This window comes from Pseudonocardia nematodicida (genome assembly GCF_040105385.1).
GTDB lineage: Bacteria > Actinomycetota > Actinomycetes > Mycobacteriales > Pseudonocardiaceae > Pseudonocardia > Pseudonocardia nematodicida.
This window is the reverse complement of the sequence record NZ_JBEDNQ010000002.1, coordinates 353,483-377,898: the sequence shown is the minus strand read 5'-3', so window position 1 is coordinate 377,898 and position 24,416 is coordinate 353,483. Positions and strand designations below refer to the sequence as shown.

The window sequence follows — 24,416 nt, the reverse complement described above, 5'->3', positions numbered from 1 at the left end:
CCATGACCTACGACGTCGCCGCGATCCGGAGCCGGTTCCCGGCGCTGCGGGCGGGCATCGCGCACTTCGACGGGCCGGGCGGGTCGCAGACCCCGGACGCCGTCGCCGGGGCGGTCGCCGGGGCCATGACCTCGCCGCTGGCCAACCGCGGCACCGTCACCAGCGGGGAGCGGGCGGCCGACGCGATCACCCGCGGTGCCCGCGCGGCGATGGCCGACCTGCTCGGCGCGGACCCGCGGGGTGTCGTGTTCGGACGGAGCATGACCGCGCTGACCTTCGACCTGGCCCGGACCCTGGCCGCGACCTGGGAGCCGGGGGACGAGGTCGTCGTGACCCGGCTGGACCACGACGCGAACATCCGCCCCTGGGTGATCGCCGCCGAGGCGGCCGGGGTGACGGTGCGGTGGCTGGACTTCGACCCGGACAGCACCGAGCTCGAGGACGTGACGCCGCTGCTGTCGGACCGGACCCGGCTGGTCGCGGTGACCGGCGCGTCCAACCTGGTCGGGACCCGCCCCGACGTCGCGGCGATCGCCGGCGCCGCGCACGACGCCGGTGCGCTGCTGATGGTGGACGGGGTGCACCTGACCGCGCACGAGCCCGTCGACGTCGCCGCGCTCGGGGCGGACTTCTACGCCTGCTCGCCGTACAAGTTCCTCGGCCCGCACTGCGGGGTCCTCGCCGCCGACCCCGCGCTGCTGGAGACGCTGCGGCCGGCCAAGCTGCTGCCGTCGTCCGACGCCGTCCCGGAGCGGTTCGAGCTGGGCACGCTGCCCTACGAGCTGCTCGCCGGGACCACCGCCGCCGTCGACTTCCTCGCCGGTCTCGACCAGGGAGCGCCGGGGGACCGGCGGGCCCGGCTCCGCGCCTCCCTGGCGGCGGTCGCCGCGCACGAGGAGCCGATGCGGGAGCGCATCGAGAAGCACCTCACGGCGCTGCCCGGGGTGACGGTCCGCTCCCGCGCGGCGTCGCGCACCCCGACGCTCCTGGTCACCTTCGACGACCGCGATCCGGCCGAGGCCTACCGGTTCCTGGCCGAGCGGCGGATCGCGGCGCCGGCGTCGTCGTTCTATGCGCTGGAGTGCTCCCGGCGCCTCGGGCTCGGCGACACCGGCGGGCTGCGGATCGGGCTCGCCTGCTACACCGACGACGGCGACGTCGAACGCCTCCTCGACGGGCTCTCGGCCTTCGTCGGCGCGTGATCCACATATGTGAGACTGTTCAGGTGATTCGCCTTCGCCGGCTGACGGCCGCGTTGCTGCTCCTGTTCCTCGTCGCCGGATGCGCGGCCCCGGCCACCGCCCCACCCTCGTCGTCATCGGACGGGGCCTCCGGATGCGTGGCCGGCGGGGATCCGGCGCCGACGTCGGGCGTCCCGTTCGAGCACGCGAGCAACGTCGAGATCGCCGGTGGCGACGGCTACCGGGTGCTGACCGTCCGGCAGCCGTACCCGGCCGGCCCGCTGCAGTCGATCGTCCTGGTCGGCTGCGGGGAGGAGGTCCCGAACCTGCCCGCCGGGCTGTCCGACGCCCCGGTCGTGCACACCCCCGTCGACGGGATCCACGCCGCCTCGACCACCCAGCTGCCGATGCTCACCGAGCTGGGCGTGCTGGACCGGCTCACCGGCGTCGGCACCCTGGACTACATCAGCGGCGAGGACGTGCGCGCGCACGTCGAGTCCGGCGCGGCCACCGAGTTCGCGCCGAACGGCACGATCGACGCCGAGCAGGTCGTCGCGGCCGCGCCGCCGGTGCTGCTGTCCGGCGGGACCGACGACGCCGCGTTCCCCGCGCTGGACACGGCCGGCATCCCGGTCGTCGGCTGGGCGGACTACCTCGAGACCGGGCCGCTCGGCCAGGCCGAGTGGATCAAGGTGATGGGCGCGCTGACCGGTCGCGACGACGAGGCCGCGGCCGCGTTCGACGGGATCTCCCAGCGCTACACCGAGCTCGCCGGCCGGGTCCGCGGCACGGAGCCGACCCCGATCGTCGCCGGCCAGCCGTACCAGGGCAGCTGGAACGTCGCGGGCGCCGACTCGACCGCGGGTGTCCTGTTCCGCGACGCCGGCGCGACCTGGTCCGGGCTCGGGATCCGGGCCACCGGGACGTCGGCGCAGACCCTGGAGAGCGTGCTGGCCTCCGACGGCGACGCCGGGATCTGGCTGGCCGACGGCCCGTTCGACTCCACCTCCGACATCGCCGCGGTGGACCCGCGGCTGACCTCGCTGACCGCCGCCGGGTCCGGCGGGCAGGTCTGGACCCGGGACGCGTTCCTGGGCCCGACCGGCGGCAACCAGATCTACGAGCGCGGTGTCCTGCGCCCCGACGAGATCCTCGCCGACCTCGTCGCGATCCTGCACCCCGAGCAGCTGCCCGGGCACGAGTTCGTCTACTACCGGCAGGTCCCCACCGGATGACGGGTGCGCGGTCCGTGCTCCCGTCGTCCACCGTGGACGACGGTGCCGGCCGCTCGGCACAGCGGTCCGGTGCCCGGGCGCCGCTGGTTCTGGGCGTGCTCGCGGCCGGGGTGGTGGTGCTGTTCGCGCTGGCGGTCTCCACCGGCTCGGTGCTGATCCCGCTCGACCGGACCGTCTCGGCGCTGCTCGGGATCGGCACCCCGGACCCCCGGCTGGACCTGCTGGTCACCGAGCTGCGGGTGCCGCGCGCGGTGACGGCGGCGCTGATCGGTGCCGGGCTGGGTGCGGCGGGCCTGCTGACCCAGACGCTGTTCCGCAACCCGCTCGCCGAGCCCTACGTGCTGGGCGTCAGCGCCGGCGCCGGGCTCGGGGTCGCCCTGGTGACGACCCTCGGCGCCGCGGGCACGGCGGTGTTCGTCTCCGGCGGTCTGGGTTCGGCGCCGGTGCCGGGCGGGCGGCTCGCGACCGTCGCCGCGGCGGCGGTCGGTGCCGTTCTGGTGCTCGGCCTGGTGCTGCTGCTGTCCCGGTTCGCCCGCTCGGTGACGGCGTTGCTGGTCATCGGCGTCATGCTCGGCTCGATGATCACGTCGGTGGTCAGCCTGCTGCTGGTCTGGACCGACCCGGAGACCGCCCAGCAGTTCCTGGTCTGGGGGCTGGGCAGCGTCAGCGGCGTGGCCCGCGGGGAGCTGCCGGTGCTCGCGACCCTGATCGGTGTGGGCCTGCTCGGGGTCGTGCTGCTGACCAAGCCGCTCGACGGGCTGCTGCTCGGCGACGACTACGCCCGTACCGCCGGCGTCGACGTCGCCCGGGTGCGGCTGGTCGTGCTCGTCGTCGCGGCCGTGCTGGCCGGGACCGTGACCGCGTTCTGCGGGCCGATCGGGTTCCTCGGGATCGCGGTGCCGCACCTGGCCCGGCTGGCCGTCGGGACCTCGCGGCACCGGATCCTCGTCCCCGCCACGGTGCTGACCGGTGCGGTGGTCGGGCTGGCGTGCGCGGTCGCCGCGCACCCGCCCGGGGTCGGCACGGTGATCCCGCTGAACGTGGTGACCTCGCTGGTCGGCGCGCCGGTGGTGATCGCGGTGCTGCTGCGGTCGCGGCGGATCGGCGGACGGGCGTGGTGAGCGGGGCGGGGACGCCCGGTCCGGCCGCCGTGGCGGGGCGCGGGCTGGTGCTCGCCGGGCTCACCGTCGGGCACCGCTCCGAGCGGGCGTTCGGGCGGGGGAGCGGCGTCGCCGTCCTGCCCGGGGTGGACGCCGTCGCGGGGCGGGGTGAGCTGACCGTGCTGCTCGGCCCGAACGGCGCCGGCAAGTCGACCCTGCTGCGCACCCTGGCCGGCCTGCAGCCCGCACTCGGCGGGACCGCGCTGCTCGACGGCGACGACCTGCTGTCGCTGCGCGGGACCGCCCGCGCCCGGCGCGTCGGGGTGGTGCTCACCGACCGGCCCGACCCGGGGCTGCTGACCGGACGCGACGTCGTCGAGCTGGGGCGGTTGCCGCACACCGGCGCGGCCGGCGTGCTCGGGGAGGGCGACCACACCGCCGTCGACGACGCCATCGGCGCGGTCCGGGCGGGGCCGCTGGCCGGGCGCCCGCTCGGCCGGCTCTCCGACGGCGAGCGGCAGCGGATGATGGTCGCCCGGGCGCTGGCCCAGCAGCCGTCGCTCCTGCTGCTCGACGAGCCGAGTGCGTTCCTCGACGTCGCCGCCCGGGTGGCGCTGCTCGGGCTGCTGCGCCGGCTGGCCCGCGAGCAGGACCTGTGCGTGCTGCTGTCCACCCACGACCTGGAGCTGGCCCTGCGGCTGGCCGACGCGGTCTGGCTGCTCGACGGGGCCGGCGGCTGCTGCTCCGGTACCCCCGCCGCGCTGTCCGCGTCCGGTGCGATCGGTGCCGCCTTCGACTCCGACGAGCTGGTCTTCGACCCGGCCCAGGGCACCTTCGACCTCCGCCCGACCTCCTGACCCCGGCCGGCTGCCCCAGCCCTTCCGGACCCAGCACCCCGGCGCCGTGCAGGGTCCGCACGTGCGGGGCGGACAGAGCCCGTGCGGCACCGCGCGGGAGTACGGCCGTCGGTGGTGCGGATCACTCCACGCCGCTCGCGCCCTGCGGATGCGGGGCGGCAACCCCGGGCGCGACGCGGGTACGGGGCCGCGGACCGACCCGGTACCGCAATCCCGTGCCCGTGGCGGGGGTCGGAACCGAGCGCGGGCACCGGCACGGTCGCTAGGTTCGGAAGCGACCCGACCACCGCCGGTCCGCAGCCGGGTGGTCGCGACCCCGCACACCGAGGAGACCCGATGCCCGACGCCGCCTCCGCGGCCGAACTCGAGTCGTTGCTGCTGACCCGCTCGCTCGACGATCCGGAGCTCGCCGCGGCCACCGACCGTGCGCCGGACCTCCGCGTGCTGCCCGACGTCTCGGTGGTGAAGGTCGGCGGCCAGAGCTTCGTCGACCGGGGTCGCGAGGCGGTGTTCCCGCTGGTCGAGGAGCTGCTCGAGGCCCGCGAGACGTACCGGCTGCTGATCGGCACCGGCGGCGGCACGCGGGCCCGGCACGCCTACGCCCTCGCCGCCGAGCTCGGCCTGCCCACCGGCGTGCTGAGCTCGTTCGGCAACGCCGTCGCCGGGCAGAACGCCACGATGCTCGGCTACCTGATGGCCCGCCACGGCGTCCCGGTCGTCTCCGGCGGCGGGTTCGAGGCACTGCCGCTGTACCTGGCCGAGGTCCGGGCGGCCATCTTCGCCGGGATGCCGCCGTACGCGATGTGGCAGCCGCTGCCGGAGTCCGGCGTCATCCCGCCGTACCGCACCGACGCGGGTTGCTACCTGGTCGCCGAGACCTACGGCTGCCAGAACATGATCTACGTCAAGGACGAGGACGGCCTCTACACCGCCAACCCGAAGACCGACCCGTCGGCGACGCTGATCCCGGAGATCACCGTCGGGGAGCTGATCGAGCGGGACCTGCCCGACCTGGTCGTCGAGCGTCCGGTGCTGGAGCTGATGGCACGGGCCCGGCACGTGCGCAGCGTCCAGATCGTCAACGGGCTCAAGCCCGGGAACCTGACCCGTGCACTGGCCGGCGAGCACGTCGGCACGATCATCACCGCGGAGGGGACCCGATGAGCGCCACGTACTCCAAGGACGTCGAGTCCGCGCTGGCCCGCCAGACCCTGCTCGACCGCGAGCGGGTGGCGCCGGTGGACCAGCAGCAGCCGGTCATCCGGATGCTGCCGAGCCTGCGCGTGGTCGTCCTGGGTGGACGGTCGATCATCGACAAGGGCCGGGACGTGCTGCTCCCGGTGCTCGACGAGGTCCGCGCCGCGCTGGACGGCGACCCGCTGCTGATCTGCACGGGTGCCGGGATCCGGGCCCGGCACGCGTTGGGGGTCGGCCTCGACCTGGGCCTGCCCACCGGTGCGCTCGCCGAGATCGCCGCCCGGGAGGCCGAGCAGAACGGGCACCTCGTCGCCGCGCTGCTGGCCGACCGGGGCGTCGCCTACCTGGGCCATGACACCGTCGCCCACCAGTTGCCGGTGCACCTGGCCGCGTCGAACGCGGCCGTCACCAACGGCTACCCGCCCTTCGGCGTGCACGAGTTCCCGCCCGCCGCGGGGAAGCTCCCGCCGCACCGCACGGACACCGGCGCGCTGCTGCTCGCCGACGCCTGGGGTGCGGCGTCGCTGACCTACGTCCGCGACGCCGCCACCGGCTCCGGTGAGCTGTCGGCCGCCGAACTGCTCGCCGCCGACCCGGCCCGCGCACTGCCGGTCGACCGCCAGGCGCTGGCGACCCTGCAGTGCACCAAGCACGTGCGTTCGTTCCGCGTGATCGACGGCACGACCCCCGGAACCCTCACCCGCGCCCTGACCGGCGAGGAGGTCGGCATCCTGGTGCGCTGACGTACTCACGAGCGCGGAGCGCCGCTCTGCACGTTCCGCGACGGCGACGGCGACGTTGTCGGGTGCCCGGCCGCCAGCGGCGTACCGACCCGGCGCAACCAGGCCATCCGCCGGGTCGGTCCGGGCCGGGCACAGCAGCCCGAGCTCGTCATAGAGCCGCAGTGCCTTGCGGGTCAGACCGGTGGCCCGGGCGAACCCGCCGGTGGTCAGCTCGGCCGGCACGTCAGGCATCCGCCGCCTCCTCGTCACCGGGCACGGCGCCCGGCGGGACACACGCTCGGCCCGGCCCCGAGGGCCGGGTCAAGCCACCTCCGGCCGCCGAGGGGTACACGAGGTCGCCGCGAGAGCCTGGTGTACCCCTCGGCGCGACCGACGGGGGGTGGCACAGTTCGGGAACATGGGTGGTCCGTTCCGCGTCCGCAAGCGCACGCTGTTCGCCGGGCTCGCGTTCGCGGTGCTCGCAGTGTGGATCGGCGGGACGTTCGTCGCCATCGTGCTCGCGCCCGGCCGTGGGGCGGAGGACCCGGCCTCGCTCGGCACCCGGGCCGCGGAGGCGCTTCGCGATGGTGACGGCAACCGCTTCCACGACCTCCTGCTCGACGCTCCGGACCGGGAGTTCTCCCAGGACTACGCGCAGCGGCTGCGCGCCCTCGGCGTCCCGGAGCTCGCGCCGACCGGCCCGGAGACCGCCGAGATCCGCTCCGGCCCGTACCGCACGACGCTCTCGGTCACCGAGGAGAACGGCCGCTGGTACCTGAGCCTGCTGCCTCCGGGGGACTGACCGCTTACCCCAGCAGACCGGTCGCATCGGCCCGGAACTGCATCGACCGGTACGGCCAGTTCGTCGTGGTGTTCCACTGGCTGACCACCACGTGCAGGTCGTCCAGAGTGGACCCGGGGACGACGTAGCCGCCGTAGAGCTGGGCGACCCGGCCGGTGTTGTGGTCCTCGTCGTCCCAGCCGGAGCCGCGCAGCAGGGTGGTCCGCGGGGCCCGGTGCAGGTCGGCGTTCGGCTCCTCGAGCAGCATCGTGTCGATCCGGTAGTTCCCGGCGTCGAAGAAGGTCAGCAGCCGGTGCTCGCGCCCGTCCGGGCCCGGCACCTTGCGCAGGTTCAGCTCGCCGAACGCGCCGGGCACCGTGAGCGTCGGCGGGTTGCCCCAGCCCCAGCGCTCGCCGGCGAAGCCCCACGGCTCCCACGCCTCCGCGTCGGTGATCCGGTCGGCGGGTACCCGGTGCAGCAGCAGGCCGTCGCGGCGCTGGAAGCCGGTGGTGTAGGCGTAGACGTACCCGTCGTCCTCGAGGCACCAGGTGAGCTGCTGGAACAGGCCCTGGCAGTGGTCCCCGGGCCACTCGCAGCCGGTGCGCTGCCAGGTGACGCCGTGGTCGGTCGAGGCGAGGATCTCGCTCCACAGCACGTTGCCGAGGCCCTTGTTGGCCATGACGTGCAGGTACATCGTGTCGCCGATGGTGATCACGTCGGCGGGCAGGATGGTGGTGATCCGCTTGTGCAGCGCGAACCAGTTCGTCGTGGGCTTGGCGACGAGCCGGCACGCGTAGTCGGCGGTGTCGCCGCCGGAGCCGGTCCACCGCAGGCCGTCCCGGAAGCCCGACGGGTCGGCGAACAGCACCACCGGGGAGCGCCAGCCCGGACCGCCGACGCCGGCCCGGTCGAAGGTGTCGCCGAAGACGGCGACCAGCCGCCCGTCCGGAGCGGTCGCGACGATCCCGAGGTCGGTGCCGCCGATCCCGAAACGGTCGGTGTGCCCGGGGCCGGTCAGGTCGGCGATCTTGGTGGTGACGGCCATGGGGCGAGGGTAGTGCTCACCGCGGCCGCCCGGATCGGGCCGCGGCCGCGGCGACGGCCCGGGAGAACACCACCGGCGCCTCGACCGGGACGAAGTGCCCGACGCCGTCGACCGGGGTGACCGTGACGTCGGCGAAGAACTCGCCGACCCGGTCCGACCACTCGCGCGGGAACAGCGGGTCGTGCTCGGGCCACAGGAACGTGGTCGGGACACCGATCCGATCTGTCGCGTCCGGTGTGGTCTCGGCCAGCGAGCGCGCGACGACGCCGCCGCCGGCCCGGTACCAGCCGACCGAGGCGACGAACGCCCCCGGCGGCGAGTAGGTCGCGGTCAGGTGGTCGAGCCGGTCGTCGGCGACGGTGAAGTCCGGGCCGGACCAGTGCGACCAGAAGTGCCGCAGGTAGGCCCGGACGGCGTCGGCGTTCCCGTCGACCAGCTGCTCGGCCAGCTCCAGCTGGTGGAAGGCCTGGTACCAGAACTCGCGCATCGGCCCGTCGCCGAGGATCCGCCGGCCCACCCCCGGCGCGGGCGGGGTCACGACGAGCGCGCGCAACAGCTCGGGCCGGTCGGCCGCGAGCCGCTGGGCGACCCGGCTGCCGACGTCGTAGCCCCCGGCCACCACTCCGGTGAGGCCGAGCTCGTCGAGCAGGCCGGCGACCGAGCGCGCCTGGGCAGCAGCACCGTAGTGCTCGACGGGGTCGCGGTCGTGGGAGTCGGACTGCCCGAACCCGCGCAGGTCGGGGACGACGACGTCGTGCGTCCCGGCCAGCTCCTCGGCGACGGCCGCCATATCGGTCCGGTCACCCGGCCAGCCGTGCAGCAGCACCACCGGCGGAGCTCCGGTGTCGCCGTGCCGGTCGTAGGCCAGCTGGAAGTCGTCGACGGCGGCGGACAGTGGCATCGCGGTGCTCCTCACGGGTCAGGGATCCACCACGACCTACCAGCCCGGTCGCCCGGCGGCGACTCGGCGAACCACGCAACGTTGCCTTTCGCGACGGAATCTTCGTCGTTACGCTTCGCGCACTGTTCGTCCGACACGTCAGGGGGGACCGTGTCCGACACTCCGGCCACGACCGCGACGGAACGTCACCGGCTGCCGGTGCGGACGCTGGTCGCGGCGTCCATCGGCAACGCCGTCGAGTGGTACGACTGGACCATCTACGCGACGTTCTCGATCTACTTCGCGACCCAGATCTTCCCGCCGGACAACGCCGCGCTCGCGCTCATCTCGACGCTGGCCACCTACGCCCTGGCGTTCTTCTTCCGCCCACTGGGCGGTCTGCTGCTCGGCCGGTTCGCCGACCTGCGCGGGCGCCGGACGGCCATGCTGGTCACCATCCTGATGATGGCCGGTGGCTCCGTCGTGATCGGACTGCTGCCGACGTTCGCGATGGTCGGCTGGCTGGCCCCGGTGCTGTTGCTGCTGGCCCGGATCGCGCAGGGGATGTCGCTGGGTGGCGAGGTGTCGAACGCGTCGGCGTACCTGGCGGAGATCGCGCCGCCGGACCGTCGGGGGCGCTACTCGTCGTTCTTCTACATCTCCACCGGCACCGCGGTGCTGATCGCCTCGCTGATGGGCTTCGTGCTCGCCGCCACGCTGACCGACGACCAGCTGGCCTCCTGGGGCTGGCGGGTCCCGTTCCTGATCGGCGGCGTGCTCGGCCTGATCGGGATGTGGATGCGCCGGCAGATGGCCGAGACCGAGCAGTTCGAGGAGAACAAGGAGGCGGCGGCGAAGATCAGGAACCCGCTGGCGCTGACGCTGCGTGAGCACCCGCGGGCGGTCGGTCAGCTCGTCGGGTTCACGCTGCTCTCGACGCTCTGCTACTACACCTTCTTCTCCGCGCTGACGCCGTTCGCGACCACCTCGCGGGGCGCCGACGCGACCGAGGTGTTCGCCGCGCTGTCGATCGCGACGGCGCTGTTCGTGCTGCTGCAGTACCCGATGGGTGCGCTCGCCGACCGGCGCGGCCGGCGTCCCCAGCTGCTGTTCTGGTCCGCCGCGACGGCGATCCTGATCGTCCCGCTGTCGTTCCTCATCGGACCCGGGTTCTGGAACATGCTGCTGGTGTTCGTGGTCGGCCTGGGGCTGTACACGATGATGACCTCGATCGCGCCGGCGATCATGAGCGAGCTGTTCCCGACATCGGTCCGGGGGCTGGGGATCGGCGCCTGGTACAACCTGACCGTCGCGGTGTTCGGCGGGACCGCGCCGCTGGTGATCCAGACCCTGCAGCAGGCGGACCTGGCGATCTTCTTCTTCGTCTACGTCGCCGTCGGGGCGGTCGTGGCGTTCCTGGCGATCCTGACCCTGCCGGAGACGAAGGGATCGGTGCTGAAGTGAGTGCGGCGACGAGCCTCAGCCGAAGCTCATGCACATGACCATCGCGCTGGCGGTCTCCTTGCGCTGATTCGCGACCACCCGGCCCTCCGCGTCTGTGATCGTGCACTCAAGGTAGGTGTCGCCACGGGTCGACGTGGTGAAGGCTGACAGCGACGGTTGTGCATCGGATCCCCAGGCTGAGGTGTCGAAGGTGATCGACCAGGGGGTCGCCGTCTCATCGGTCGTGATGCGGTCGCCATTGGCATCGATGTAGATCAGGCGCGCCGGGTAATTCCCGTCCACCGTGTACGTGTAACCGGATGGCCGGCCCGGGTCCGCCGCTGGACGTGCGGCCGGCGAGTTCGAGGATGCCGAAGGAGTCGGTTCTGCCAGGGGCGCGGGGGTGGGCTCGGCTGCCGCCACTGACTCCTGCGACGGCGCGGCCTGTGTGGGCGCACCAGCGCGTCCCAGGACCATTCCGGAGAGCACAGCAATGGCGAGAGCGGCGGCTCCCGCCACGACCAACAGGTTCCGCCGCAGCCGGCCGAAACGCCGCGGAGCAGCCGTCCGCGTGCCGGCTCCCGGCGCGACCGCGGTAGTGGCCGGCTTCGAGCCCGACGCGGAGGAGCCGGGGTGGCCCGAGCCGGATCGCCCGGGCATGGCGGCGACCAGCGTCGGTGCTCGTCCGGAGGCGGCCGCGATCGCCGCAGCGGCGAGTTCGAGGGCGGAACCGAACCGCTCAGCAGGGTCCTTTGCCATGCCGCGGGCCACGACGTCGTCCAGCGCGGACGGTACGTCGGCCCGCTCGCGGGACGGCCGGGGCGGTTCGGTGACGAGATGGGCCTTCATGAGCGTGGCCGGTGCGGTGCCCTCGAAGGGCCGGCGTCCCAGAAGACACTCGGCCAGGACGCAGGCCAGCGAGTACACGTCGGCGCGGCGATCCGTCTCTCCCGCCTCGAAGCGCTCGGGTGCCATGTACGCCCAGGTCCCGATCGTCATCCCGGTCGCGGTCAGTCCGGGGTCTCTGCCGTCGGCGTGATTCGCGATCCCGAAGTCCACCAGGTACACGAAGTCGGTCGGAGTCAGAAGGATGTTGGACGGTTTGACGTCTCGATGCAGCACGCCGTGTTCGTGCGCGTGTTCCAGGCCCTCTGCCACCTGGGCGACGATGGTGACTGCTCGGCGTACCGGGAGCGGCCCGTGCGCCAGCACCGTGTCCAGCCCGGTGCCCTGGATCAGCCTCATGTCGATGAAAAGACGTCCGTCGATCTCGCCGAAGTCGTGGATCGGGACGATGTGCGGGCTTCGCAGGCTGGCGGTCGCTCCAGCCTCACGTCGGAACCGTTCCCGGAACTCGGGATCGCCAGCCGTGTCGGCTCGCAGCACCTTCAGGGCCACCGATCGTGCCCGTCGAGTGTCGACAGCCTGGTGGACCTCGCCCATCCCGCCGCGACCCAGCAGGCCGTCGATCCGGTAGTCCCCGAGCTGCTCGCCCTCGTTCATTCCGCCCCTCCCGAACGGGCGCCCGTCGCCCGAACGAAGATCGGGAACCGATGGTGTGGCGTTACCGGTCTGTCCGATTCACCGGACCTGTCCTCAGCACCTCGCAGACCGAATGCCGACCTCGCAGCCACCGTGGCGCCTGCGAGGTCGGTCGAGTCCCTGCGACGTCGCACCGTCGGGTCCGGCCTGAGATGGAGTCGGCACGCTCCGGCACCGTTGCGCCACACCGTGTCACGGGATCGTGCCGTCGGCGTTGCGTCGTGTTTCGGTATCGATAACGCGGCATGACGTCCGGTACCGGGCATATCCGCTGGTCGACGAGTCCTTGACGCGAGGCTCCGGCGCGACGCACCGTGTTGCGGCAAGTACATCGTAGTTGCGTATCAAGCAACACACGCGGTCGGAATGTCAGGTGGCCGCCGGCTCATCCCGTGTGTACGCACCCGCCCCCGGCGGGTCCCGGCGCTGCGCGACGACGGATTCGCACACCACGGATTCGACGCAGGAGCACGACCATGGCGACCACCCCCCGCATCGTCATCATCGGCGCCGGCATCGTCGGCTGTGCACTGGCCGACGAGCTCACCCGGCGCGGTCACACCCGGGTCACCGTCGTGGACAAGGGGCCGCTGTTCCGCACCGGCGGGTCCACCTCGCACGACCCCGGCCTGCTGTTCCAGACCGCGGCCGGCCGGACCATGACCCGGCTGGCCGCCGCGACGGCCCGCACGTACGCCGCGCTGTCCGACGGCGGTGTCCGCTGCATGGACCGGGTCGGCGGCCTGGAGGTCGCCACCACCCCGGAACGGCTCGCCGAGCTGCACCGCAGGCACGGCCGGGCCTCGGCCGCGGGCATCGAGACCGCCGTCCTCGAGCCGGGGGAGTGCGCCGAGCGGCACCCGCTGCTCGACGCCGAGACGATCCTCGGCGGACTGCACGTCCCCTCGGACGGCACCGTCGTGCCCCTCGCCGCGGCCCGCGCACAGGCCCGGGCCGCGATGGGCCGGGGCGCGATGTTCCTCGCGCACCGGACCGTCACCGCCGTCGGGCAGCGTGGCGGCCGGGTCACCGGCGTGCGGTGCTCCACCGCCACCGGGGAGGACGAGCAGTACCCCGCCGACGTCGTGCTCTGTGCCGCCGGTGTGTGGGGGCCGGTGGTCGGTGAGCTCGCCGGGGTCTCCATCCCGCTGGTCCCGATGGTGCACCAGTACGCCCGGACGAACCCGCTGCGTGCGCTGGAGACGATCCACGCCCTCGAGGTCGCGACCGGTGCCGCCGACCCGGCGCTGCCGATCCTGCGCCACGCCGACGCCGGTCTGCACGTCCGGACGCACGGCGCGCGGCTGGGCATCGGGGCCTACGGCCACCGTCCGATGCCGATCGACCCCCGCGAGCTCGACGAGCCCACCTCGGCCGGCACGACGCCCGTGGGCCGCCGGTTCACCCCGGACGACTTCGAGCCGTCCTGGACGGCGGCCGCGGCGCTGCTGCCGGTGCTCGGCGACGCCAAGGTCGAGGAGGGCGTCGACGGCGTCGGGTCCGTGACCCCGGACGGGATGCCGCTGCTCGGCGAGCACCCGTCGTTGCGCGGTTTCTGGACCGCCGAGGCCGTCTGGACCACCCATGCCGCCGGGGTGGCCGAGGCCGTCGCGGAGTGGGTGACGACCGGGCGTCCCACTCTCGGTGGTGAGCCGGTCGACCTGGCGGCGGCGCACGTCGACCGGTTCGATCCGGTGGCGCCGGCCCCGGACGTCGTCCGCGCCCGGGCCTGCCGGGCGTTCGACGAGATCCACGACCTGATCCATCCGCCGGACCCGCCGGCCGCCGGCCGTCCGATCAGGACCTCTCCGTTCCACTCGCGCCAGGTCGAGCTGCGCGCGGCGTTCACCGAGGCCGGTTCCCGGGAGCGTCCACTGTGGTTCGGTGCGAACGCCCGCCTGCCCGAGGTCTGCGAGGTCACGCCCCGCACCGGGTGGGCCGCCCGGAACTGGTCACCGATCGCCGGGGCCGAGGCGCTGGTGACCCGCCGGGCGGCCGGGATGTTCGACCTCTCGCCGATGCGACGGGTCGAGGTCACCGGGCCGGGCGCGCGGGAGTTCCTGCAGCGCCTGGTCAGCACCGACGTCGACCGGCCGGTGGGCCGCGTCGTCCACGCGCTGATGCTCGACGCCGCCGGCGGCGTCCTGACCGACCTGACCGTTGCCCGGCTCGGCACCGAGCGCTTCCTGGCCACGATGACCGACCGGCTCGACGTCGCCGCGCTGCGCCGCGCCGCCCGGCCCGGCGTCACCGTCACCGACTACACCACTGGTACCGCCTGCCTGGGGCTGTGGGGGCCGAAGGTCCGCGAGATCCTCGACGGCCTGGTCCCCGGCCCCGCACGACGGCTGGGCTCCTTTCGGGCCGCCGAGTTCACCGTCGGCACGGTGCCCGTCACCGGCCTGCGGGTGTCCTCGGTCGGGGAGTACGGCTGGGAGCTGATCTGCGCCGCGACCGATGCCGAGCGGCTCTGGGACACCGTGCACGCCGCCGGGGCGAAGCACGGTCTGATCCCGGCCGGCCGGCTCGCGTTCGACTCGTTGCGGATCGAGCGGGGCCGCCGGGCCAAGGGGTCCGACCTCTCCCCGGAGCACGGCCCGGACGCCACCGGACTCGGCTCCGTGGTCGCGATGGACAAGGGCCCCTTCGTCGGCCGGGCCGCCGTGCACGCGTCCCGGGAGGCCGGCGGGCCCGCCGAGCGGCTGGTCACCCTGGTGCTCGACCACCCCGGCGCCGTCCTGTTCGGAGAGGAGCCGGTGTACGACCTGCCCGCCGCCCGCCGGTACTCGCGCGACCCGGTCCCGCTGCCCGGTGACGGCCCGTCCGACCTGGGCCGCGGCCCCGTCGTCGGCCGGGTCACCAGCGCGGCCACCGGCCACACCACCGGCACCTCCATCGCCTACGCCTGGCTCCCCGCCGCGCGGGCCGTCCCGGGTACCCGGGTGGAGATCGAGGTCGCCGGGCGCCGGCTGACCGCCGAGGTCGTCCGGGGACCGCTGCACGACCCGGCCTCGACCCGGATGCGAGCGTAGGGTCTCCGACCGGTACCGGGACCGCCGGAGACGAAGGAGTCGCATGACCGCCCCCGCGGACACCCTGCGCGACATGACGGCCGGCACGACCGTGACCGCTGCTCTGGAGTTCTTCGACGGGTTGCCCGCCGTCACCGTGCCCGCGATGTTCGGCCGGTGGGCGGGCGGCGAGATCCCCACCGGGAACCCCCTGGACGGCCTGCTCGCCCGGGTCGGCTGGCACGGCAAGCGCTTCGACTCCGCCGAGGAGGCCCACCCGCTGGTGATGGACCGGGCCGGTGGCGGCACGTTCAACCTGCGCCCGGGCGTCGTCCCGCTGCCGTGGCTGCTCGGTGTGCCGGCCCTGCTGCGCAGCCGGATCCTGGCCCGCGGGGTCCGTGCGGTCGCACCCGTCCTCGGGACCCGCGCACCGCGGGCCCGGCTGCGGCCCACCGAGTACCGCGGGGTGGTCAGCGCCACCATGTGCTACAACGACCTGCCGATCCACGACGTGTTCCGCCGGGTCGACGACGACACCGTGCTCGGCGTGATGGACCTGCGGGGCATGGATCGGCCCTTCGTGTTCTTCCTGTGCCGCGAGAGTTGATCACGTTCTGTCGTTGCCGGATCACCCTCGGACGCCCGGTCGTCACCGGTCACCGTGCCCAGCACACCGGTCACCGTGAGGAGAACCGGGCCCCCTCACCGAATGTAGGCACGACAGGGGAAAATCGGCGCGCCGGCGCCGGTCTCCCGTGGCGCCGGGGAGGGGTCGGATGAGTCAGAGCACGCACCGCAGGCCGCGGGGTGACTCGGCGCGCACCCGCGCCGCCCTGCTCGAGGCCGCCCGCGAGGTGTTCGCCGAGCGGGGTTACGAGGGCGCGTCGGTCGACGACATCGCGCGGGTCGCCGGGGTCTCGGTCGGGTCGATCTACAGCCGGTTCGGCAACAAGGAGACCCTGTTCCGGGCCCTGGTGCTGGACCACCTGGACGGCGAGCTCGCCCTCACCACCGATCGGATGGCCGGCCGGACCGCGCTGCAGGACACCGACGCGATCCTGCGCGAGACCGGCGCGTCGCGGGCCCGCAGCCTGCTGGACTCCGAGACCTGGGTGTCGGCGATGCGGTGCGAGAACCTGCGCAATGAGATGGCCGGGTACGAGGCCGCGACCCGCGCCGCCGTCGCGAAGCTGGTCGCGGTGCACCGCGCGGAGGGTGCCCCCGAGATGGGGGTGAGCGACGAGGAGTTCGCCGGCGCCGCTGTCGCGATGTTCCACGGGCTGGTCCGCCAGTACCGACTGGACCCGGGCTCGGTCGCCCCGGACGCCTACAGCCGGATGATGCGGGCGCTCGCCCGGGGGCTGGCCGCCGAGCACGCCGACCGGCACCGCACCGACGACGACTGCTGAGCGGCCCGGTGACGTCGGCCGGGGCGTCGCGGTGATCGTCGTCCCGGTGCCGGACGGTGCCGCGCACGGCACCGTCCGGCACCCTGGCGATGATCACGCGACCGCCGGACGGGCCATGCCCGGAACGGACCAGAGCGACGTCGGGGCCCGGACCACCCACCCGGCGGTCGCCCTCCGGAGGCGGTTCGCGACGATGGTGGGCGTGACAGGCACGGCAACCCCGGACACCCCCAGCAGCGTCCAGCAGCACCGTTCGATCAACCAGCGGATCGCCGACGAGCTCGGCGCCCGCCCGGACCAGGTGGGGGCCGCGGTCGCCCTGCTCGACGACGGCTCGACGGTGCCGTTCGTCGCCCGGTACCGCAAGGAGGCCACCGGCGGGCTGGACGACGCGCAGCTGCGCACCCTGGAGGAGCGGCTGCGCTACCTGCGCGAGCTGGAGGAGCGCCGGGCCACCGTGCTCGACTCGATCCGCTCGCAGGGCAAGCTCACCGACGAGCTCGAGGCCACGATCCAGGCCGCTGAGTCGAAGGCCCGGCTCGAGGACATCTACCTGCCCTACAAGCCCAAGCGCCGCACCAAGGCGATGATCGCCCGCGAGCAGGGGCTGGAGCCGCTGGCCGAGGCCCTGCTGGCCGACCCGACGCGCGACCCGCACACCGAGGCCGCCGCGTACGTCACCGACGAGGTCGCCGACGCCGGCGCCGCCCTGGAGGGCGCCCGGTCGATCCTGGTCGAGCGGATCGGGGAGAACGCCGACCTGGTCGGCGGCCTGCGCGAGCGCATGTGGTCGCAGGGCTCGCTGGTGACCAGGGCCCGCGAGGGCAAGGAGAACGACCAGGCCGCGGCCAAGTTCTCGGACTACTTCGAGTTCTCCGAGAAGTTCACGACGCTGCCCTCGCACCGGATCCTCGCGGTGTTCCGCGGGGAGACCGAGGAGGCTCTCGACGTCACCCTCGACGCCGGCGACGACGAGCAGCCCACCTCCTACGAGCGCATGATCGCGGCCGAGTACGGGATCGCCGACAAGGGCCGTCCCGGTGACGCGTGGCTGGTCGGCGTCGTCCGCTGGGCCTGGCGGACCCGGCTGCAGACCGCGCTGGGCATCGACATCCGGGTCCGGCTGCGCACCGCCGCCGAGGAGGGCGCGATCGGCGTCTTCGCGGCGAACCTGCGCGACCTGCTGCTCGCCGCCCCGGCCGGGACCCGCGCCACCATCGGCCTGGACCCGGGCCTGCGCACCGGGGTGAAGGTCGCCGTCGTCGACGCGACCGGCAAGGCCGTCGACACCGCGGTGATCTACCCGCACGAGCCGCGCAACGACAAGGCCGGCGCGCTGAAGGTCCTCGCGGCCCTCGCCACCAAGCACTCGGCCGAGCTGATCGCGATCGGCAACGGCACCGCATCCCGGGAGACCGACGCCCTGGCCGGCGAGCTGATCAAGGCCAACCCCGGCCTGAAGCTGACCAAGGTGATGGTGTCCGAGGCCGGGGCGTCGGTGTACTCGGCGTCGGCCTACGCCTCGACCGAGTTCCCGGACATGGACGTGTCGCTGCGCGGCGCGGTGTCGATCGCCCGGCGGCTGCAGGACCCGCTGGCCGAGCTGGTCAAGATCGACCCGAAGTCGATCGGCGTGGGCCAGTACCAGCACGACCTGCCCGAGTCGTCGCTGTCCCGGTCGCTGGACTCGGTGGTCGAGGACTGTGTGAACGCCGTCGGCGTCGACCTCAACTCCGCCTCCGCGCCGCTGCTGCGGCGGGTCTCGGGCATCTCGGAGTCGCTCGCCGGGGCGATCGTCGCGCACCGCGACGAGAACGGCCCGTTCCGCTCCCGCACCGCGCTGAGCGGCGTGCCCCGGCTCGGGCCGAAGGCGTTCGAACAGTGCGCCGGCTTCCTGCGCATCCGCGGCGGGGACGAGCCGCTCGACGTCACCGGTGTGCACCCGGAGTCCTACCCGGTCGTCCGGAAGATGGTGGAGCGCACCAAGCTCGACGTCGCCGCGCTGATGGGCAACGGCGCGCGGCTGCACCAGATCAAGCCCAAGGACTACGTCGACGACGCGGTCGGGCTCCCGACCGTCACCGACATCCTCACCGAGCTGGAGAAGCCCGGCCGCGACCCGCGCCCGGCGTTCCGGACGGCGACCTTCGCCGAGGGCGTGCACAGGATCTCCGACCTGCGGGTCGGGATGCTGCTCGAGGGCGTGGTGACGAACGTGGCCGCGTTCGGCGCGTTCGTCGACGTCGGGGTGCACCAGGACGGCCTGGTCCACGTCTCGGCGATGAGCAAGGACTTCGTGTCCGACCCGCGCGAGGTCGCCAAGTCCGGCGACGTGGTCAAGGTCAAGGTCCTGGAGGTCGACGAGGCCCGCAAGCGGATCTCGCTGACCCTGCGTCTCGACGACGAGCCGGGGTCGGGACCGCAGCGCGGCGGCGGTCAGGGCGGTGGCGGTCGCGGTGAGCGCGGCGGTGACCGCGGTGGTCGCGGCGGCGGGCGCCCGCAGTCCCAGGGTGGTCGCGGCGGTCCCGGTGGCTCGGGTGGCTCCGGGGGGCGCGGCGGCAAGCAGGGCGGCGGGAAGCCCGGCGGCAACCGGCGCGAGGACCGGGGCAAGCCCGCTCCGGCGAACGACGCGATGGCCGAGGCGCTGCGCCGCGCCGGGTTCGGCAAGGGCTGACGCAGACCGTCGGCGTTGCTCCGGCGTCGCAGGGTGGTCGACGTCGTCGCAGGCGCTGCGACTCCTACGAGGTGACCGCGGCGTCTGCGAGCTCGCTCCGCGCGTCCGCCTGTGTGCGACAGGGGGAGCGCGGCCGCGGTGGCGGCACTCACGCCGGACCCGCCCGACGCGTCCGCTTCGGACGTGGAAGAATGGTCGATCGACGGTGGCGGCGATGTCGCGCCACCGCGAGCCCCGGAGGTCTGGGTTCACCGGCACCACACGAGTTGCCGCACGCGGGCCTGGCGGGCTGCCGAGCGGGCGAGAGCCGCCCGCCGACGAGGCGCACACCCCTGCGCGACCCCTGAGGACCGAGTGAACACCCTGCTGGAACAGCACCCCTCCCTGGACACCCCCGAGAACGAGAACCAGGTCGACAGCACGACCCCCGAGCCGAGCGCGGCCGACGCCACCCCGTCGTTCGCCGACCTCGGCCTGGCCCCGCAGATCCTGTCCGTGCTGGACGGGCTGGGCTACGAGACCCCGAGCCCGATCCAGGCCGCCGCGATCGGCCCGCTGATCGCCGGCCGCGACCTGCTCGGGCAGGCCGCCACCGGGACCGGCAAGACCGCCGCCTTCTCGCTGCCGATGCTGCAGCGTCTCGCCGACGGCCGCACCTCCCGTACCCGCGGCAACAAGCCGTTCGGCCTGGTGCTCGCCCCGACCCGTGAGCTCGCGATGCAGGTCGGCGAGGCGGTCACCAAGTACGGCTCCGAGCTCGGCGCGACCGTCGCCACCGTCTTCGGCGGCGCTCCGATCGGCCCGCAGCTGGGCCAGCTGCGCCGCGGCGTGGACGTCGTCGTCGCGACCCCGGGCCGGGCGATCGACCTGATCAACCGTGGCGCGCTGGCGCTGGACGCGATCGAGGTCGCCGTCCTGGACGAGGCCGACGAGATGCTCGACATGGGCTTCGTCGAGGACATCGAGACCATCCTCGGCGCGACCCCCGCGGGCCGGCAGACCGTGCTGTTCTCGGCGACCATGCCGGCCCGGATCCAGAGCCTGGCCCGGACGCACCTGACCGACCCGGCCGACATCCGGATCAAAAAGGCCCCGACGCCGGACGGCGAGTCCCCGAAGGTCCGCCAGACCGCGTACCAGGTCCCGCGCAGCCACGTCACGGTCGCGCTGGGCCGGGTGCTCGAGATGGAGCAGCCGACCGCGGCGATCGTGTTCTGCCGTACCCGGGCCGACGTCGACGCCGTCACCGAGACGCTGACCGCGCGCGGCCTGCGTGCCGAGGCCCTGCACGGCGGGATGGACCAGGAGCACCGCACCCGGGTCGTCGAGCGGCTGCGTGCCGGTCGCACCGAGCTGCTGGTCGCCACCGACGTCGCCGCCCGCGGCCTGGACATCGACTCGCTGACCCACGTGGTCAACCACGACGTGCCGTCGTCGCCGGAGTCCTACGTCCACCGGATCGGCCGGGTCGGCCGCGCCGGGCGCGAGGGCGTCGCGATCACCCTGGTCACCCCGGGGTCGGTGCGCCACCTGCGCAACATCGAGCGCCTGATCGGCTTCGGAGTGCCCAGCGCGCCGGTGCCGACGCCGGAGGACCTGCGCACCGTGCGGCTCGCCCGCACCGCGCTGGCCCTGCGCGAGCAGGCCGGGCAGGACGCCGACGCGAACCCGCAGGACGGGGTCGACGAGCTGGTCATCGAGCTGGCCCGCGACCACGACCTGGCCTCCGTCGCCGCCGCGGCGATCCGGATGGCGCGCGCCGGCACCTCGGTGCCGGACGACGAGATCGAGATCCCGGAGGTCCGCTCGCGGGGCGGCCGTGAGCGGGGCCCGGGCGACCGGGGTCCGCGCCGCGACGCCCGCGACGGTGGCCCGCGCGGCGGTGCCCGTGGTCAGGGCGCCCGCCCGCCGAAGGCCGGCATGTCCCGGCTGTTCGTCTCCGCCGGCCGCGCCTCGGGCGTGCGTCCGCAGGACATCGTCGGCGCGCTGGCCAACGAGACCCGGATCTCCGGCCGGGACATCGGCGCGATCCAGATCCACGAGCGGCACGCCCTGGTCGAGGTGCCCGAGCACGCGGCCGACGACATGCTCCGCTCGCTGCGCGGCGCGACGACGCTGAAGGGCCGCAAGGCCAACGTCCGCCGGGACCGGGACAACGCCGGCGCCCGCTGATCGGCCCACGTGACACGGCCCCCGCGACCACCGGTCGCGGGGGCCGTCGCCGTTCCGGGGCGCGCGCGGTGGCCATCGGTGCGCCGCAGATGCCCCGCGGCGTCAGTCAGCGCTCACACCCGCGTCAGACGCTCACGGGATCCGGCAACGCTCGCGCGATCGTGTGAGCGTCGGCAAGTTCGGTGAGCGTCTGCGAATCGGGTGAGCGGCGCCGCGTGGCCGCCGGACGCCCGGTTCGGTCCGGCCGGGGTGGGGGATGTGCGGCAGGATCGGAGGCCGTCCCGACAGCCGGACCGCACTCGAGGAGCCGCATGACCACCACGCCGCACAGCTCGCGCAAGCCCCGTAGCCACCAGGTCACCGACGGCATCGGCGCCACCGCGTCGCGCGGCATGCTCCGCGCGGTCGGGATGCGCGACGACGACTTCGCCAAGCCGCAGATCGGGATCGCCTCGTCCTGGAACGAGATCACGCCGTGCAACCTGTCCCTGCAGCGGCTGGCGACGGCCGCCAAGGAGGGCGTGCACGCCGCCGGCGGCTTCCCGCTGGAGTTCGGCACGATCTCGGTCTCCGACGGGATCTCCATGGGTCACGTCGGCATGCACTACTCGCTGGTCAGCCGCGAGATCATCGCCGACTCGGTGGAGACGGTGGTGCAGGCCGAGCGGCTCGACGGCACCGTCCAGCTGGCCGGCTGCGACAAGTCGCTGCCCGGGATGCTGATGGCCGCGGCCCGGCTCGACCTGGCCGGGGTGTTCGTCTACGCCGGGACGATCATGCCGGGCCGGGTGGGCGACCGGGAGGTCAACATCGGCGACGCCTTCGAGGGCATCGGTGCCTGCTCCCGCGGCCTGATCACCCGTGACGAGCTGACCGCGATCGAGCGGGCGATGTGTCCCGGTGAGGGCGCCTGCGGCGGCTTCTACACCGCGAACACGATGGCCGCCGCGGCCGAGGCGCTCGGGATGGCGCTGCCCGGCTCGGCCAGCCCGCCCGCGGTGGACCGCCGGCGCGACGGCGTCGCCCGCGCGTCCGGCGAGGCGGCCGTCCGGATGCTGGACACCGGGCTGACCGCCCGCGCCGTGCTCACCCGGGAGGCGTTCGAGAACGCGATCGCCGTCGTCATGGCCTTCGGCGGGTCCACCAACGCGGTGCTGCACCTGCTCGCGATCGCCCGCGAGGCCGAGGTGCCGCTGACCCTCGACGACTTCAACACCGTCGGCGACCGGGTCCCGCACCTGGCCGACGTCAAGCCGTTCGGGAAGCACCTGATGTACGCCGTCGACCAGGTCGGCGGCGTGCCGGTGGTGATGAAGGCGCTGCTGGACGCGGACCTGATCCACGGTGACGCGATGACGGTCACCGGCCGCACCGTCGCCGAGAACCTCGCCGAGATCGACCCGCCGGGTCTCGACGGCGCGGTCATCCACGACATGGCGAACCCGATCCACCCCACCGGCGGGCTGACGATCCTGCGCGGCTCACTCGCCCCGGACGGCGCCGTGGTCAAGTCCGCCGGGTTCGACGCCGCCACCTTCACCGGCACCGCCCGGGTCTTCGACGGCGAGCAGGGCGCGCTCGACGCCGTCGACAACGGCGAGATCGGGCCCGGCACGATCGTGCTGATCCGCTACGAGGGTCCGCGCGGCGGACCGGGGATGCGGGAGATGCTCGCGGTCACCGGGCGGATCAAGGGCGCCGGGCTGGGCAAGGACGTGCTGCTGGTGACCGACGGACGGTTCTCCGGCGCCACCACCGGACTGTGCGTCGGGCACGTCGCCCCCGAGGCCGCCGACGGCGGGCCGATCGCGCTGGTCCGCGACGGCGACACGGTCACCCTGGACATGAAGGCGCGCACGATCGACATCGGGATCGAGCCCGCCGAGCTGGAACGCCGTCGTGCCGAGTGGGTCCGCCCGGAGCCGACGAACCGCCGCGGCGTGCTCGGCAAGTACGCGAAGCTCGTCTCGTCCGCAGCCGACGGCGCGGTCTGCGGCTGACTCCCCGCCGAACGGCACACCTCGTGTCCGCGGCCCGGCCGTCGCGACACGGGGTGTGCCACTCGACCGGGGCCTGACCAGCGTCGATCAACAGGAGTTCGGCGCGCGGGAGGTACCGGCCGCCCCGGGCGCCTCGCGCCGCCGGGGGCTCCGCCGCTGCCCGACGGCGGGGGACCGGTCGCGGGGCGGATGGTTCCCGGACCGGGCGCCGGATGGCATCCTGTGCGCAGCAGGGCGTACCCGAAACCCGCGCGGGAACTCCGGCCGCGTGACCGGTGCACGGTCGACTTCCCCGGACGGCGGAACCCACTCACCTCCGGAGTGACGCCCTCACCCCGAAGAAACCGTTGTGACCCGCAATAGCAACAACGGGTGGCGATCGTGGACGACGTGGAGGCCGCCATGGGTGAGTACCAGCAGTTCCCCGACGGCTCGGGGTGGGCCGGGGTCGCCGGGCCCGAGCCGGGCAGCAGCGTGGGCGTGATCGTGCCCTACGACTTCGCGCTCGACCGCGAGCTGTGGCGGTGGGTCCCGCCGACGTCGTCGCTGCACGTCACCCGGACCCCGTTCGTCGCGTCCCCGGTGACCGCCGACCAGGCCCGCGCGATCAGCGACCCGGAGCCGGTCCGCCGCGCGGCCCGGGACGTGCTCGTCCCGGAGCCGGGCGTCGTCGCGTTCGCCTGCACGTCGGGAAGCTTCGTCGACGGGGTCACCGGCGAGCGCGCACTGGTCGAGGTCATGGTCGACGCCGGATCGCCGCAGGCGCTCACGACGGCGGGTGCACTCGTGACCGCCTGCGCGGCGCTCGAGGCGGACCGGATCGCCGTCGTCACGCCCTACGTCGACGACCTCACGGCCAAGCTGGAGCACTTCCTCGCCGCGCACGGGGTCACCACCGTCAACCGGATCGGGCTCGGGCTGCTCGGCCAGATCTGGCGGGTCTCGTACTCCGAGGTCGTCCGCGCGGTCCGTGCCGCCGACCATCCGGATGCGCAGGCGGTGTTCATCTCCTGCACGAACCTCTCGACCTACGACGTCATCGCCGAGCTCGAGCGCGAGATCGGCAAGCCGGTGCTGACCGCCAACCAGGTCACCATGTGGGCGGCGCTCGGCGCCGTCGGCCACGGCGCCGTCGGCCCCGGCCAGGCCCTGGTCGGCTGCCGCGTC

Annotated in this window: 17 protein-coding genes and 1 pseudogene; 15 read left to right on the top strand and 3 right to left on the bottom strand. The window is 74.0% G+C overall.

The window, feature by feature from the left end; all coding sequences use genetic code 11:
* Positions 1-2: 2 nt before the first annotated feature.
* The 7 genes from WIS52_RS06040 (at position 3) to WIS52_RS06010 (ending at position 7,094) form a co-directional block, all read left to right on the top strand.
* Positions 3-1,202: a cysteine desulfurase-like protein gene (locus WIS52_RS06040; protein WP_349297113.1), complete on the top strand. Its 1,200-nt coding sequence runs from the start codon at positions 3-5 to the stop codon at positions 1,200-1,202.
* Between the two features lie 23 nt (positions 1,203-1,225).
* Positions 1,226-2,416: an ABC transporter substrate-binding protein gene (locus WIS52_RS06035; protein WP_349297112.1), complete on the top strand. Its 1,191-nt coding sequence runs from the start codon at positions 1,226-1,228 to the stop codon at positions 2,414-2,416.
* Positions 2,417-2,448: 32 nt separating this feature from the next.
* Complete coding sequence (locus WIS52_RS06030; RefSeq protein WP_349297111.1) at positions 2,449-3,537, top strand: iron ABC transporter permease; 1,089 nt, start codon at positions 2,449-2,451, stop codon at positions 3,535-3,537.
* Positions 3,534-4,373: an ABC transporter ATP-binding protein gene (locus WIS52_RS06025; protein WP_349297110.1), complete on the top strand. Its 840-nt coding sequence runs from the start codon at positions 3,534-3,536 to the stop codon at positions 4,371-4,373. The genes WIS52_RS06030 and WIS52_RS06025 overlap by 4 nt, the downstream gene beginning before the upstream one ends.
* Positions 4,374-4,709: 336 nt before the next feature.
* On the top strand, positions 4,710-5,537 hold the full coding sequence (locus tag WIS52_RS06020) for an amino acid kinase family protein (RefSeq protein WP_349297109.1): 828 nt from the start codon (positions 4,710-4,712) through the stop codon (positions 5,535-5,537).
* Positions 5,534-6,313 (top strand): amino acid kinase family protein, encoded by a 780-nt coding sequence (locus WIS52_RS06015; protein ID WP_349297108.1) that lies wholly within the window; start codon positions 5,534-5,536, stop codon positions 6,311-6,313. Before WIS52_RS06020 ends, WIS52_RS06015 begins: the two co-directional genes overlap by 4 nt.
* Before the next feature lie 397 nt (positions 6,314-6,710).
* Complete coding sequence (locus WIS52_RS06010; protein WP_349297107.1) at positions 6,711-7,094, top strand: hypothetical protein; 384 nt, start codon at positions 6,711-6,713, stop codon at positions 7,092-7,094.
* A gap of 4 nt (positions 7,095-7,098) precedes the next feature.
* Here WIS52_RS06010 and WIS52_RS06005 read toward each other — a convergent pair whose 3' ends face one another.
* Together WIS52_RS06005 and WIS52_RS06000 are read right to left on the bottom strand one after the other, a co-directional pair.
* Positions 7,099-8,118, bottom strand: coding sequence for a DUF4185 domain-containing protein (locus WIS52_RS06005; RefSeq protein ID WP_349297106.1), 1,020 nt, complete (start codon positions 8,116-8,118; stop codon positions 7,099-7,101).
* A 16-nt stretch (positions 8,119-8,134) separates the two neighbouring features.
* The gene (locus WIS52_RS06000; protein WP_349297105.1) at positions 8,135-9,019 is read right to left on the bottom strand and encodes an alpha/beta fold hydrolase; all 885 of its coding nucleotides are present in this window, start codon (positions 9,017-9,019) and stop codon (positions 8,135-8,137) included.
* A 150-nt stretch (positions 9,020-9,169) separates the two neighbouring features.
* Between WIS52_RS06000 and WIS52_RS05995 the strand changes: the two genes are divergently transcribed.
* On the top strand, positions 9,170-10,462 hold the full coding sequence (locus tag WIS52_RS05995; protein ID WP_349297104.1) for an MFS transporter: 1,293 nt from the start codon (positions 9,170-9,172) through the stop codon (positions 10,460-10,462).
* A 15-nt stretch (positions 10,463-10,477) separates the two neighbouring features.
* On the opposite strand, the gene WIS52_RS05990 is transcribed toward WIS52_RS05995, so the two are convergent.
* On the bottom strand, positions 10,478-11,944 hold the full coding sequence (locus WIS52_RS05990; protein WP_349297103.1) for a serine/threonine-protein kinase: 1,467 nt from the start codon (positions 11,942-11,944) through the stop codon (positions 10,478-10,480).
* 515 nt (positions 11,945-12,459) lie between these two features.
* Here WIS52_RS05990 and WIS52_RS05985 point away from each other — a divergent pair.
* The 7 genes and pseudogenes from WIS52_RS05985 to WIS52_RS31835 form a co-directional block, all read left to right on the top strand.
* Complete coding sequence (locus WIS52_RS05985) at positions 12,460-15,015, top strand: GcvT family protein (protein WP_349297102.1); 2,556 nt, start codon at positions 12,460-12,462, stop codon at positions 15,013-15,015.
* Positions 15,016-15,058: 43 nt separating this feature from the next.
* The gene (locus WIS52_RS05980; protein ID WP_349297101.1) at positions 15,059-15,601 is read left to right on the top strand and encodes a DUF4334 domain-containing protein; all 543 of its coding nucleotides are present in this window, start codon (positions 15,059-15,061) and stop codon (positions 15,599-15,601) included.
* A 169-nt stretch (positions 15,602-15,770) separates the two neighbouring features.
* The gene (locus tag WIS52_RS05975; protein ID WP_349297100.1) at positions 15,771-16,403 is read left to right on the top strand and encodes a TetR/AcrR family transcriptional regulator; all 633 of its coding nucleotides are present in this window, start codon (positions 15,771-15,773) and stop codon (positions 16,401-16,403) included.
* A 202-nt stretch (positions 16,404-16,605) separates the two neighbouring features.
* Complete coding sequence (locus WIS52_RS05970) at positions 16,606-19,077, top strand: Tex family protein (RefSeq protein WP_349297099.1); 2,472 nt, start codon at positions 16,606-16,608, stop codon at positions 19,075-19,077.
* A 354-nt stretch (positions 19,078-19,431) separates the two neighbouring features.
* Positions 19,432-21,249, top strand: a complete 1,818-nt coding sequence (locus WIS52_RS05965; protein ID WP_349297098.1) for a DEAD/DEAH box helicase — start codon at positions 19,432-19,434, stop codon at positions 21,247-21,249.
* 311 nt (positions 21,250-21,560) lie between these two features.
* The gene (gene ilvD / locus WIS52_RS05960; RefSeq protein WP_349297097.1) at positions 21,561-23,249 is read left to right on the top strand and encodes a dihydroxy-acid dehydratase; all 1,689 of its coding nucleotides are present in this window, start codon (positions 21,561-21,563) and stop codon (positions 23,247-23,249) included.
* 402 nt (positions 23,250-23,651) lie between these two features.
* Positions 23,652-24,401 (top strand): annotated as a pseudogene (locus WIS52_RS31835) (maleate cis-trans isomerase family protein); the annotation flags it as partial.
* Between the last annotated feature and the right edge of the window lie 15 nt (positions 24,402-24,416).